Source organism: Flavihumibacter sp. UBA7668 (assembly GCF_002483205.1).
Classification (GTDB): Bacteria; Bacteroidota; Bacteroidia; order Chitinophagales; family Chitinophagaceae; genus Flavihumibacter.
This window is the reverse complement of the sequence record NZ_DLHM01000003.1, coordinates 371,733-385,383: the sequence shown is the minus strand read 5'-3', so window position 1 is coordinate 385,383 and position 13,651 is coordinate 371,733. Positions and strand designations below refer to the sequence as shown.

The window sequence follows — 13,651 nt, the reverse complement described above, 5'->3', positions numbered from 1 at the left end:
CTTAAATATTACTGAATAAAAAAAACTGGTCAGCTTTGGCGGACCAGTTTTTTTTTGCTTCCTGAATAGTAGTTTCGATGGTCTGATAGCAAAGAATTATTAAATGATTGAACAGTATCAATTCCATCCCAACCTGGTTCTTCGTTCGCCTAAATTGCCCCTGGAAACTCAGGTTGACAAAGAAACACTGGCTGCACAGGTAAATGATCCGGTGTTCATGGAAGCTGTTTACCTGGCGTCTCCGGTTTTATATGAGGAATGCAGGAAAATGAAGGAAGGAGTGGGGCCGGATGTCCGCGGACTGAAAAAAATTAACAGCTCTCTGACCAAATACTATACCCGGATGTTCAGTCGCTGTACTCCCTTTGGCCTGTTCTCCGGCTGTGCCGTTGCAAACTGGGGTACTGGCGAAACCAACCTGGTCGTTGATCCTGAAGGTTTTGATCGCCATACCCGTTTTGATATGCATTATTTGTGCGCACTGGCTCAATTTTTATCTGGTTTTAGTGGAATCAAAGAACAACTCGGATTTACGCGCAACTCCACGCTTTACTTTATCGGGAATGAAGCACGATATATTGAATACTATTACAATCAGGGCAAGCGGACCCATAAAATCAGTTCCATTTTACGGAATGAATATATAGACCGGGTTTTATCAATTGCTGCCCATGGTTTTCACAGCATACAGGATTATTGTACTGAATTGATGGATGAGGATATTAATTTGGAAGAAGCAAGTGAATTTATCCATGGTCTCATTGAAGCACAGGTATTGGTAAGTGAGTTGGAGCCTTCCGTTACCGGTCCTGAATTCATTCATCAGATGATGAAATCCCTTAATCAACTTAAACCAGATAAAGATGGAACAATTCTGTCAATCCGAAGTTTTCTTTTAACTGCATTGAAGGAATTAGATTCGCTTGATGAAGGGAAAATAAATGCTCCTGCCAGGTATAAATCCATTCAGGAAATGTTACAGATGATTCAGTTGCCTTTTGATGAATCCAAACTATTTCAATGTGACCTTTCTGTTAAGTTAAGCAGTGGGCAGGTTTCAGCTCAATATCAGTCACAATTAAGAGATGCATTGATTGCCTTGCATCGTTTAAGTCCGGTTCAGGAGCAGTCAATGGACCTTTTTATCCGAGATTTTAAAGAACGGTATGAGGATCGGGAAATGTCGCTGCTGGAAGTATTGGACACAGAAACGGGAATTGTTTATAAAGAAAATTCAGGGGTTGAACTGAGTCCCCTATTGAATGACCTGGTTTTGTTAAAGCCAGATCAGCCCATCAATTTTCAATGGGGAAAACTGGAAGAATTCTGGCATAAAAAGCTGGATAAGACAAAAGACTTCAGAGCTGTTCAGATTGAATTAACAGATAAGGATCTGGAGGAATTTCCAGAAAAGGCAGTTAAACTGCCGCCTTCAATTTCATTGTTGTTTCGGGTTGTTGATGCGGAAAAATCGCTGTTATTTATCGAATCAGCTGCAGGCTCCAGTGCGGCAAATTTATTGGGCCGTTTCGCCCATAGTAACGTAGCGATAAACGAACTCGTGCATTCCATAACGGAAAAAGAGCAGGAGCTCGAAAAGGAAATTATTTTTGCTGAGATTGTTCACCTGCCTGAAAGCAGGATCGGGAATATTTTATTGCACCCCGCATTCCGTACCTACGAAATTCCCTATCTGTCAAAATCTTCTGTTGATGAAAAACACCAACTACCTGTTCAGGACCTGATGATCTCCGTTCGAAAGAACAAAATCCTGCTTCGATCAAAAAGTTTGAATAAGGAGATTATACCCCGCCTTTCTAGTGCGCATAATTATAACCTGCAGCCGCTGCCGGTATATCAGTTTTTATGTGATCTGCAAACACAGGGAATCGCAAATGGATTTTCTTTCAGTTGGGGAGATATTAGCTTCCAACATAAATTTCTGCCCAGGGTGCTATACCGGCAAACTATCCTGCATGCCGCCACCTGGCAATTGCGTAAAGAAGATTGGGAATACCTGATCAACGTTTCCGATAGCGAATTGTTGGTGAAATTGATAGAATTCAGAAACACATGGCAATTGCCTGATAAAGTCGTAATTGCCGATGGCGATAATGAACTGCTGATCGATTTTTCAAATTCTATATTGCGTTCGGTTTTCCTCGACCTGATACAAAAAAGACAGAGCCTGGTTATCCGTGAATTTTTATACACCAATTCAACCGGAGTTAGGGATCTGATGGGAAACAATTATGCCAACCAGTTCCTGGCAATATTGCAAAAAAAGGAAGCCACCTATACAACTGCTGTATCAAAAATTGAATCTGCCCGGGAAGCTGAGTGTTTTTCAATAGGTTCAGAATGGTTGTATTATAAAATATATTGCGGCTCTCAATCTGCAGAAAAAATTCTGGTCCAGGCTGTTTATCCATTGGTGGAAGAATTAAAGGAGACGGGTAAAATCGACAACTGGTTTTTTATCCGGTATACGGATCCTGCATTCCATATCCGGTTACGTTTTCACCTGACGGATATCAGCAAACTTGGAGAAATCATGCAGGCATTCACCAGTTCTTGCTCAACCTTTGTAAAGGAGGGATTTATCTGGAGAATTCAATTGGACTCCTATCAAAGGGAATTACAACGCTATGGAAGCCGATCAATAGAAGCCGTGGAAAAATTGTTTTGTTTAAACAGTGTTTCAACATTGCAATGGCTTTCTCATGAAGTAGGCGATGAACGGGAAGAGGAGCGTTGGATCTGGGGATTACAGTGGATTGATTATCTATTGGATCATTTTGAATTGGACCTGGAAAAGAAAACGAATTTGCTGGAGCGCATTAAAACCAGTTTTGCAGAAGAATTTCATACAGGTAAACTCTTAAAGGACCAGCTTGATACTCGGTATCGGTTACATAGGAAAAAGCTAGAAACAAGAATGGGAGAGGGTTTTGTGTTTCATTCACACGATGGGGAGGTGGCAAATTCTGTAAGGTTCATTTTGAATTTGCACCGGCTGGATCTGCTTGAACCAGAGCTTGATAACTTACTGGCCAGTTTGATTCATATGCAGTTAAACCGGCTTTTTACGTCAAAACCAAGACAGCATGAAATGGTTTGTTATGACTTTTTGTATCGTTATTATTTCGCGAAAATGATGCGAAAATCACCTTCAAAATAGGGGGTTGTCAGTCCTCCCATACTATTCGTACCTACATTCGGCCTGTTGGTGTAGTGTTTAAGGTCACTCTGGTTGTTCGGGATAGATTTGTTGCACTCTGATTAAACAACAAATAAATCTTAACAAAATGAGACCCGAATCAATCAAATCCAAGCTGAACATTCAAAAGAAAACAATCGCTATCATGGTTAAGCAGGCGGAGCTTTCAACCAATCAGCAACCCTACGTAAAAGGTAATGATATCCGATTCATTCCTTCGTTGGTGGAAATTTGTACTTCTCCAAATCCGAAACCAACGTCAAAAGGGATATTTTAATACAGAAGAGGTATTTTTTGGTGGCTGCCTGCAGAATTTGTATCTATATGCCTGAAACAAAGTCTGGATGCAGAATAAAAAATACGGATCGGTAGTTCGTCATGCCACTTTCTGGGGTATCTGGATAGGAACAACTTTATTGGTTGCTTATTATATGAGCGGAGATGTAGATTTAATATCTGCAACAGTAAATTTCTTGCCAAGTATAGGCTGGTTTTATTTTGGTTGTTTTTTGCTTTGGAAAGGTGTTTTTGGTAATAAGAAAATAAGGTATATAAGGCTAGTATTTATGCTGGCATTATTTCCTGTATTTCATATTATCAGATTTAGTTTGATTGTGATTTTTTATGGTTATGATGAAACTATCAGCTTTATTTTTAATCGAAGAGACCTCGGACTTTCATTAACATATTATATTCAATACAACATATTCGCTCTTGGATATTCCTACTTCGTTTATTCCCTGGAAAGGCAAAAACGTATTCAGGAACTGGAATTGAATAACCGGAAATTGGAAATCCAGCAGCTTCACACTGAATTTAATTTTTTGAAAGCACAAATCAACCCTCATTTTTTATACAATACCCTGAATACGCTGTTTGCTCATGCGCAGTATTATTCGGAGGAACTGGCCAATAATATCCTGAAATTGTCCGAAATAATGCGCTATAGCATCGAAGGACTAGATAAGGACAACGGTATGGTTAACCTGAAAAATGAAATTCATTATCTGCATAACCTCATTGATATTCACCAACTTCGGTTCTCCAATGAGCTCCAAATCGATTTTACCGTTACTGGTCCGGTTGGAGATCATAAGATTCCACCACTTGTATTCATTACCTTTGTGGAGAACGCACTGAAGTATGGCGAGTTAAAAAACAGAAATCATCCCTTAATCATCCGTCTGGATGCCAGCCCGGAGAAGATCTATTTTTATTGCCAGAACCGGAAAAAGAAAAAAGTGATTGAGAAAAGCAGTGGGATAGGTATTCAGAATGTGCTGAGACGTTTGGATGTTTCCTTCAAAGGGAAATACGACGTGGTCACAACAAATGAAGAGGAATTCTATACACTGGAATTAACCCTTTATGTTTGATTCGTATGGTGAAATGCATGATTATCGATGATGAGAAAGCTGCAATTGATGTGCTGATCAATTATGTCTCCAAAATTGATCTGCTGGAATTGGTGGCTACTGCTATGAATCCCATAACCGGGGTTGATCTGATCAATCGTCATAAACCTGATCTCGTCTTCCTGGATATCCAGATGGAAGAAATGAATGGTATCGATATTATAAAAATTGTCGGAAATCATACCAAAGTTATTTTCTGTACGGCCTATTCCGATTTTGCATTGGATGCTTTTGATTATGAAGCGGTGGACTACTTAATGAAGCCCATCGCTTTTCCGCGTTTTATGAAAGCTGTGCAACGGGCAGTCAGTATTATAATGGCAGGGAAAGTGGCCGTTGTTGATGCCATCCCCAATGATTATATTTTTATTAAAACAGAACAAAGAGGCAAGCTTGTAAAAATCAATTACAATGAAATTGATTTTATAGAGGGACAGAAAAATTATGTTGCATTTCACAAAGGCAAAGAAAAAATAATGACACTTCTAAATCTGAAAGATGTAGAAGACCGGTTGCCTAAAAATATATTTGTACGTGTTCATCGCTCTTTTATTGTGCCCTTCCACAATATTATTTCTATAGAGAATAATATACTTCGCTTAAGAAATCGGGTAGAGCAGGTTCCGATTGGAACCAGTTTTAAAGATCAACTGGTGTCCCGGACACGTGATAGTACAATGAAGTAACCTGTATATCCATCCAAAAGGGGTATTCGTGTATTAAACTTAGATATTCGTATAGCTGCTATTACTTTTATTTCAGAAAATAACAGTTATGCAAGTAAAACAATATCCAACCGAATTAGTGAAAGAAAATTCATCCAGTTTCAGAAAGGATATCCTTCATCATATTGGTATGATGGAGCACGCCATTCAAGCCGGTACCACACACAATGATTCTCTCTTTATGGGGAAGCTCGGACTTTCACTATACCACTATAGTTGTTTTGAATATACCGGTTCTGAAGAGCATATCGAGAAAGGTCGTTTGTATCTTGATGAAGTGTTTCTTCGGTTTAATGAAAGTGGTAGTTCTTTGTTAAACCCTTCCTTAAGTACCGGCCTTGCAGGATTTATGAGTCTGTTGAATTTTTTATCGAAAAAGCAATATATCTATCAGGATTTGCAGGAATTTGAAGAAATTGATAAGTTTCTTTTAAAACAGGCACTACACCAGGCAGATCATGATTTTAATGATTACCTGCATGGCTCTTTTGGCGTTCTTAATTATTTTCTGGATCGCCTTCCTGATCCTGCCATCCAATTACATGCTGAATGCCTTTTGGAAGCTATACTTAAAAATGTAATTCATGCAAAAGATGGATGCTGGATTCGGAATTATATAATCTCAAAAGAAGAAACAAGCGAAATGAATCTTAGTTTGTCACATGGACAAACTGGTTTTATTCTTGTATTGCTGAAGGCTTTTGAACAGGGCTTGTTGTTTGATAAAATGCACGATACCATCCGTTCAATGGTTGGTCTGGTACTTAAACAAACGATGACAACAGATCCGGAAAACAATCGGCATTCCATTTTTCCAAATACGGTTCATGAAGCAACCCATGAAAAAACGTATAATAACCGACTGGCCTGGTGTTATGGTGATTTGAATCAGGCATTCATGTTGTATAAGGTAGGGTCTGCATTTGGAATTCAACAATATATTGAAATTGCTGATCTGATTGGTGCCTGCTCTCTTGATCGCCTGGATGCAGCTTCAACCATGTGTGTTGACGCTCAGTTCTGTCATGGTGCCGCAGGTATTGCCGCCATGTATCAATCTCTCTTTGCAGTAAGTGGCCGTTCATTTTATGAAAAAGCAGCCATTGCGTGGATTCAGAAGACAATGCATTTTCTGGAAGAAGGAAAACTGAATCTTGATTTCAACGAGAAGGAGTTGTCTTTATTGGATGGTTATCCTGCTGTATCGCTTGTATTACTTGACGCTGTATATCCGAATAAAGGGGACTGGAAAGAGTTCCTTCTTATAAACTAATGCACCATTAAACCTGTGGCATATTCATCCGGAGAAAATCGCTTTGGATGAATATGCCACCTATGAATTTTTATTCCTGTTCTTTATTCTTTTTGCCACCAAAAATTTTACGAAATATTCCTTTTTTTTTGGGAGGCTCTGCGGTATCTGTTGGTTTCTTCTCTTTCTTTTTCTCCGAGTCGCGGGCTTCTTTCAAAACATCTTCTTCATCTTTCGGAATTTCTGATTCAATTGGCACATCATTGTTTTCCGGTTCCATCAGATATTGGTCAGCTGCACCATTTCCCTGATCTTCTCCTTCTGCACCGGGAGGCTGGGTTTGATCAATAATATTCATGTAATCATACATTACTTCATTTTTCATCTGCTCCGGCTGTGCAAATCTTGCATCCTTATCAATACCCAGTGTTTTATCAGCATATACTTTCTGGAAAAAATATTCCCAGATTGGACGGGAGGCCTGTCCGCCGTATCCAAGGTTGTTTTCAATACGGATAAATCGATCATCACAACCTACCCAGGTTCCTCCCAGGAGTTGGGGGGTGAAGCCAATAAACCAGGCATCTGCATTGTCATTGGTGGTGCCGGTTTTACCTGCCATTTCGGCTGCACCCAGCCTTGCTCTCAATCCGGCTGCTGTTCCTACTTCAACGGGTCCGCCTAACATCTTGGTTGTGGTGTATGCGGCTGCTTCACTGATTACCTGATTCATTTTTGTTTGGAAACTTTCCAGCACATTTCCATTGCGGTCTTCAATTCGGGTAATATAAGTTGGTTGTGTACTGTATCCATTATTGGCAAACATGGTATAGCCGTATAACATCTCATACATTGAAAGATCCACTGCTCCCAGGCAAATGGAAGGATAAGCATCCATTTTGCTTTTAATATTGATATTATGCAGAAACTCTACAAAGCGCTTTGGACCAATCTGCTTCATGATATAAGCTGTGGCGCAATTATAGGAATAGGTGAGGGCCGTAGCCATCGAAACCGTATTGCCTTTACATATACCTTTTGCAGGAACCAATCCGAAACCTGGAAAATCCTGCGCTACATTTTCAACCTGTGTTTCAGGAGTAAATCCAGCCTCTTCCAATGCCTGACAATATAAAAATGGTTTTATGCTGGAACCTACCTGGCGTTTGGTATTAATATTAACATGATCAAATTTGTAGGTCTTGAAATCAATTCCACCAACCCATGCCTTTACTTCTCCGGTAACTGGATCCATCACCATAAAAGAAGTTTGCAACATCTGCCGGTGGTACTTGATTGAATCCATTGGCGTCATGATGGTATCTGTTTCTCTTCTTGAATTCCAGGCGAACACCTTCATTGGCGTTTTGGTTTTAAAGATCTTCCTGAGTTCTGTATCCGTTAATCCTTCCTCTCTTCCATTTTTCCAGCGATCACTGGCCTTCATGGCAGATTCCAGGACATTGTTATGGCCTTCCCAAACTTTCCCCTTTTTAATAGAAGGTTGTGCATTCATTGCTTTTTGAAGGGTGGGCATATGTTTGGCAACCGCTTCTTCCGCATAGATCTGCATCCGTGGGTTAATTGTGGTATAGATCCGTAATCCGTCTTTATAAATATCATAGGGGTCACCAGTAGCCGGATTCGTTGTTTCCTTACACCATTTTTTGATATCATCTCGTAATACTTCTCTGAAATAAGGAGCCAGTCCCGCTGTTTCATCCTGTTTGCGATAATTCAGTGCAATGGGTTTAAGTTTTAATTTGGCACCCTGTTCTTCTGTCAGGTAGCCGTTTTTGGCCATTTGATCCAATACCACATTTCGTCTGTTTACTGCAGCTTTTGGATTTCTTCTCGGATTGTACAGGGTATTGCCTTTTAACAAACCAATCAATACTGCTGCTTCTTCCGGGGCCAGACGGTCTGGCTCTTTTTGGAAAAAGGTAAGGGCGGCATTGCGAATTCCATAAACATTTTCTCCAAAGGGAACCGTATTAAGGTAAAGAGTCAGTATTTCTTCTTTCGTAAAATTTCTTTCCAGCTTTATGGCAATTATCCATTCTTTCAATTTCTGAACCACCCGTTTGATGGGATTTTTAGATCGTTCTGCAAACATATTTAATGCAAGCTGCTGTGTGATGGTGGATCCACCGCCTTCTTTACCAAGAAAAACAATGGCTCTTAGCACAGAACGACCATCAATACCCGAATGATCATAAAAACGTTCATCTTCCGTTGCAATAAGGGCATTTACAGCATGTTTACTGATATCCCTGTAGTCAACATTACTGCGGTTGCCTCTGTTTAGGAAGTATTTTCCCATCAGCGTACCATCCGCTGCATATACTTCTGTTGCCTGCAGGATGGATGGATTCTCCAGTTCACTTAGGGAAGGCAATTTCCCGAATAAGCCCAGGTTTATCGAAAGGATCAGCAGTGCAAAAACTGCAAAGCCAATGAAGAAAATTTTCCAAAAAACTCGTGTTACCTGTTTCATACTTTATATTTAGGAAGGGGCGCTGGTTTAAAATTGATTCGGGAAGATTTGTTGAAGGAAGCTGCGATATGCCGGTAAATTACTGCTATCCAAAAGTAAATTCAGGTTATCTTCCGCAACCGGCATAAAATAATAATTTTCCTTTTTCATCCAGGGAATGATATCCTTTTCTGCCAATGCTTTAGCTCTTTCAATATAATCCATCGCCGCCGCTTCATTTGCCATACCGCGAATGCTTACCAACTTCACTGTATCCGACAGTGATGTTATTGTTACATTCATTGGCTGATTGTAATACTTTTCGCGATGATAGCGATCAAATGCATTTTTTGTTTCATTTACATAAACCGGATCCACATTTGTTAACACAATCACAACAAAATGCGCCTGTTCCGCATGACGGCTGAATAAATTAGTAACCGGCAATTTTGGTGCCTCTTTCTTCAGCCGGCTGCTATCTGTTTTAGGCTGATCTATTTTGGCCAGTGGCCGGGCCGTTGCAGCACGGGTTTCTCTCGGCTCCGGCTCTTTTACTGCTTCTATTTTCGGGATTGCCTGAAAACGGGTAGAATCCTCCGGTTGACGTTCCACCTCCAGATTGGTCAGGTAATTTTCTATTTCTGCACGGCGACGCAGCACATCAATCATCGTATTAACCTTAGAAGACATCGGGTGTTCCGGAAACTGACGCTTCAATTGTTCAAGAGTGCCTATTGCTACACTATCGTTCTTTTCTTTGATATGATAAACTGATTCAATATAGAGTAACTGAGGCGTCCAGTGATTAGGTCCATACATGCTATCAGCAGCCCGTTTTGCATCCACTGCCTGTTGAAACTTTCCGGAAAGAAACTGATCATAAATTTTATCATAAGCTGCCGTAGCTTTTTTATCCTGCAAACTATCTTCGGCCTGAACAGCTAATGGATCATGAGCCAATCTTGCCTGCCTTGAATTTGGGAATTGTTCTCCCAAACGCTTATTTGTTGCAGCAAGTTCAACAGATTTACCTAACATCCGGTAACAGATCGCCAGATTATATAAAATATCCGCTTCCATCTGACTGCCCTGATAATTTTCCAGTAACCATTCGTATTGGCTGGCCGCTCCCGCATAGTCTTCCAACCTATTCTGCAATGTAATTCCGATCATATAACGGGATTGAGCAACCGAATCCTGGGATATCTGCAGTTTCTCCGGACTAAGAGGAATATTCTCCAACAGCTGATCCAGGTTCAGTTCCTCTTCATTTTCAGCATCCGTACTTAATTTGGTTTTGCTTTGTTCCTTGCTGAATACAGGGTTCGACTGATTGCTGGATCTTCTCCAGTTATCCGTATTTGGACGATTACCCCATTTGTTTCTAAAATCATTATAACCTCTGCTTTTCAAGGTATTATTATAGAAATAAAATTCGCTGGTATTTCCGGATGCAAATAAATCAGTGGGAGGCTGATTTGCCTGACTGTTAAATCCCGGGAAATTTGAACCGGGAACCGGATTTACATTAGCCAATGCATTTTGCTGTTTTTTTAACTGTCGAAGTTTTTTTCTCAGGATATCATTGCGCTCCTCTTCCGGCATAGCAGCCAGTGCCTGTAAACTATCCTGGCGATGAATTATTTCCAGTTGTGCTACAACAATACTGAGCAATTCTTTACGGAGTCCTAATTGAACCAGTTCAGATTCATCTATCAGATTGGTTTCCACACTATCGTAATAGGCTTTTGCCGGCTGGTATTGCTTCTGAATAAAAGCAACATCACCCAATAGTAACCAGGTGCGTGCTTTTTGTTCCGGATTTTCAATACTGTTTTTTATGCTTTTCAGGAGGTGTTGATGGGCTTGTGGATAAGCTTCGTTGCGGGTTTCAATCTGGCCGATGGTATAATATATCAAATCACGATAGCTGGCATATTTTTCTCTTTTGGCCATTTTTTCCAATGTTTGTATCACTGTTTGCCAGTTTCTGCCATCCTTTCCGTCCAGTAGCTGCGCCACTTCCAATTGAGCGGCCACTTCCATAACCGGATTAAGGGTGTGGCGGGCTGCCAGTTCAAAGGCTTGCCGGGATTTTTCCAGGGATCCTGCTTTCTTGAATAATTGGCCCATGAGAAACTCCCATCGTGCTTCTTCCTGTTTATTGGTTGCTGCTGGCAATGCCTTCCCAAGGTAGGTGGCAGCGCTATCGTATTGCTTTAGCTTATAATAATACAAGGCCTGCATTTCTTCCAGTTGAGGATGCAGGCGGACAGGGAATTGCGGATCGTTCCGGATGGTCTCAATCAGGGTGGCAGCAGTGGCGGTTTCATTTCGCTCCAGATGCGTTCGGATTAACCAAATCAGGGCATCATTCCGGCTGGGCGGACGTGAAACTGCTTTGTCCAGCAGATTTCTTTTTTCCTGTGTCGAAACCTTCATGGCATTTCCCCCCTCGGTGGAATTGGAGGCTATAATTCGGTCATACCCATCCGGATCCTTGGGGTGAAAAGCATAATTCATGTATTGGAATGTCATGAATGCTGAATCCAGGGTATTCCGGAAAAAATAGGCCTGACCCATAGCGAGGTAGAGGTTATCCATCCAGTTGCTTCGCAGGTCGTGCAGGAAAACGCCGGCGTTTACTTTATAAATAACAGAGTCCAGCTCTGTTTTTTGGGCAGCAGTTGCCTCCAGTGTATAATTATAGAAGGGCAGCAGCATCGAATACCGTTCCACATGCTGAAGCTTGGCCGACTCCAACACCTGGGTCAGTTTGGTTTCCGCATTGAACACATAATTATAATGCGTATAGGTGTTTTGAAAAAACCGACGAGGGGCAGTAAATTTCTTTTCTCCTGTTTTTTCTGCCCGAAGGATGCGATTCTCGTATTTTTTGGGTTTTTGCTTCTGGAGATCCGGGTCAAGGGTAGGTTGGCCCATTCCGGGTATTCCGCAGGAAAGGTAAATTATAAAGGGAACAAGGTATTTAAGGACCTGGATCTTGATCATCTGCGCAAACTAAATTGATAATAACACTCCCGCAAGAAAATTATTTTAAAGTTAGCCAAATATTTTGGCTTGAATTTTATGTAAGTTGTGACGGCTTTCTTTGAAAAACAGAACAATTTTAATGCCTGAAAACAATACTAATACCACACTTAAGCGTTTACGTAACAGGTACCGGCTGGTAGTGATGAACGATGACAGCTACGAGGAGGTGGTTACTTTCAAATTATCCAGATTAAGTGTATACATTGGATTGAGTACCATTTTCGTGCTTTTGACCAGTCTCACAGTGGCTTTAATTGTGTTTACGCCGTTAAAGTTGTATATTCCGGGTTACGGATCAGCCAGTGCCACCAAGGAATTGAGACAATTGAAGATCCGAACCGATTCGCTCGAACAGGCGATGGTGTATAAAGATCAATATTTGTTAAATATTAAACGGGTATTGCAGGGAGAGGAGCCTGTAGCATTGGATACAACTCTTCTGAATATCCCGGTAACTGAAACAACCACCGATTAAATCCAAGATCATGTTCAACGGAAAATCCAAATCTGAAGCTGCCGCAGAAGTTTCGAGCAGCACCTCCACCAGCACCAGCCTTATTGGCAACGGAACCACCTTAAAGGGCGATATCTCCAGCAATGGCGACCTTCGTATTGATGGCAAACTCATTGGAAATATTCACAGCACAGCAAAAGTTGTAATTGGCGCCAATGGGGTAGTAGAAGGTGATATCAATGGCGTTACTGCCGATATTATGGGTAAAGTAACCGGTACCATTAAAGTGAAGGAACTGCTCCAGTTGAAAGCCAGCGGAACGGTAAACGGCAATATCCATGCAGGTAAACTGCAAATTGAGCCGGCTGCTACCTTTAACGGGGCCTGCCATATGGGGGTAGAATCAACCACTACTTCCATGGTCAATGAAAAACAGAAAGACACCAAGGCAGCCTGATAAAAGCTCTTCCCTCTTACAATATATCTCCCTGGGTACCCAATTGATGGTTGCCCTGGGAGCAGCCGTATGGGCCGGTATCTGGATCGATAAACGGCTGGTTATTACTATGCCCCTATTTGTTTGGATCTTACCTTTGCTCGTAATTGCTGTTACCATTTTTAAACTGGTAAAAGAAACCGCAGGTAAATCGAATGGAAAATAATCGACCTAATGCACGAAAGGCCCTGATTCCGCTGGTATTGGTTTTTATTCTCATTAATTCAGTATTGCTCTTCTTCCGTGCCCGACTCTCCGACATGGGACTGGATGTTTCCGTTTTAATGACGGCTAATATCCTCCTATTCCTCATTTTCTTTATTTCACTATGGCTGCATCTTCGCTCCATGGCTAATAGTTCCACCCATGTTTTTATGCGGAATATGTATTCCGGTATGCTGCTGAAATTATTTGGTGGTGCCATCGCCGCATTCGTTTATATCTATCTTTTCAGAGAAAAAGTGAACAAACCTGCATTATTCGGTAGTATGGCAATCTATGTTTTATACACGGTTATCGAATTAAGATCGGTCCTCAAACAATCCAAGTCCAGCTGATA

Annotated in this window: 11 protein-coding genes; 9 read left to right on the top strand and 2 right to left on the bottom strand. The window is 41.1% G+C overall.

The genetic code is table 11. The annotated features are described in order from the left end of the window. Positions 1-103: 103 nt before the first annotated feature. The 5 genes from B2746_RS07450 (at position 104) to B2746_RS07430 (ending at position 6,633) form a co-directional block, all read left to right on the top strand. A complete protein-coding gene (locus B2746_RS07450) occupies positions 104-3,181 on the top strand; it encodes a lantibiotic dehydratase (protein WP_290792231.1) in 3,078 nt (1,025 codons plus the stop codon). A gap of 127 nt (positions 3,182-3,308) precedes the next feature. Further along, on the top strand, positions 3,309-3,497 hold the full coding sequence (locus B2746_RS07445) for a hypothetical protein (protein WP_290792230.1): 189 nt from the start codon (positions 3,309-3,311) through the stop codon (positions 3,495-3,497). 67 nt (positions 3,498-3,564) lie between these two features. Beyond that, the gene (locus B2746_RS07440) at positions 3,565-4,596 is read left to right on the top strand and encodes a sensor histidine kinase (protein WP_290792229.1); all 1,032 of its coding nucleotides are present in this window, start codon (positions 3,565-3,567) and stop codon (positions 4,594-4,596) included. Positions 4,597-4,601: 5 nt separating this feature from the next. Next, positions 4,602-5,321: a LytR/AlgR family response regulator transcription factor gene (locus B2746_RS07435; RefSeq protein ID WP_290792343.1), complete on the top strand. Its 720-nt coding sequence runs from the start codon at positions 4,602-4,604 to the stop codon at positions 5,319-5,321. Positions 5,322-5,409: 88 nt separating this feature from the next. Beyond that, positions 5,410-6,633, top strand: coding sequence for a lanthionine synthetase LanC family protein (locus B2746_RS07430; RefSeq protein ID WP_290792228.1), 1,224 nt, complete (start codon positions 5,410-5,412; stop codon positions 6,631-6,633). Positions 6,634-6,703: 70 nt separating this feature from the next. On the opposite strand, the gene B2746_RS07425 is transcribed toward B2746_RS07430, so the two are convergent. Then, positions 6,704-9,109 carry a penicillin-binding protein 1A gene (locus B2746_RS07425; RefSeq protein ID WP_290792227.1) on the bottom strand — a complete coding sequence of 802 codons (2,406 nt, stop codon included), beginning with the start codon at positions 9,107-9,109 and terminating at the stop codon, positions 6,704-6,706. A gap of 27 nt (positions 9,110-9,136) precedes the next feature. After that, a complete protein-coding gene (locus tag B2746_RS07420; RefSeq protein WP_290792226.1) occupies positions 9,137-12,100 on the bottom strand; it encodes a tetratricopeptide repeat protein in 2,964 nt (987 codons plus the stop codon). A gap of 121 nt (positions 12,101-12,221) precedes the next feature. Between B2746_RS07420 and B2746_RS07415 the strand changes: the two genes are divergently transcribed. From B2746_RS07415 to B2746_RS07400, 4 genes are read left to right on the top strand one after another with little or no spacing between them, the layout of a single operon-like run. Further along, on the top strand, positions 12,222-12,617 hold the full coding sequence (locus B2746_RS07415) for a hypothetical protein (RefSeq protein ID WP_290792225.1): 396 nt from the start codon (positions 12,222-12,224) through the stop codon (positions 12,615-12,617). A gap of 10 nt (positions 12,618-12,627) precedes the next feature. After that, the gene (locus B2746_RS07410) at positions 12,628-13,053 is read left to right on the top strand and encodes a bactofilin family protein (protein ID WP_290792224.1); all 426 of its coding nucleotides are present in this window, start codon (positions 12,628-12,630) and stop codon (positions 13,051-13,053) included. Beyond that, positions 13,022-13,258, top strand: coding sequence for an AtpZ/AtpI family protein (locus B2746_RS07405; protein WP_290792223.1), 237 nt, complete (start codon positions 13,022-13,024; stop codon positions 13,256-13,258). The genes B2746_RS07410 and B2746_RS07405 overlap by 32 nt, the downstream gene beginning before the upstream one ends. Further along, positions 13,248-13,649 (top strand): hypothetical protein, encoded by a 402-nt coding sequence (locus B2746_RS07400; RefSeq protein ID WP_290792222.1) that lies wholly within the window; start codon positions 13,248-13,250, stop codon positions 13,647-13,649. The genes B2746_RS07405 and B2746_RS07400 overlap by 11 nt, the downstream gene beginning before the upstream one ends. Positions 13,650-13,651 lie beyond the last annotated feature (2 nt).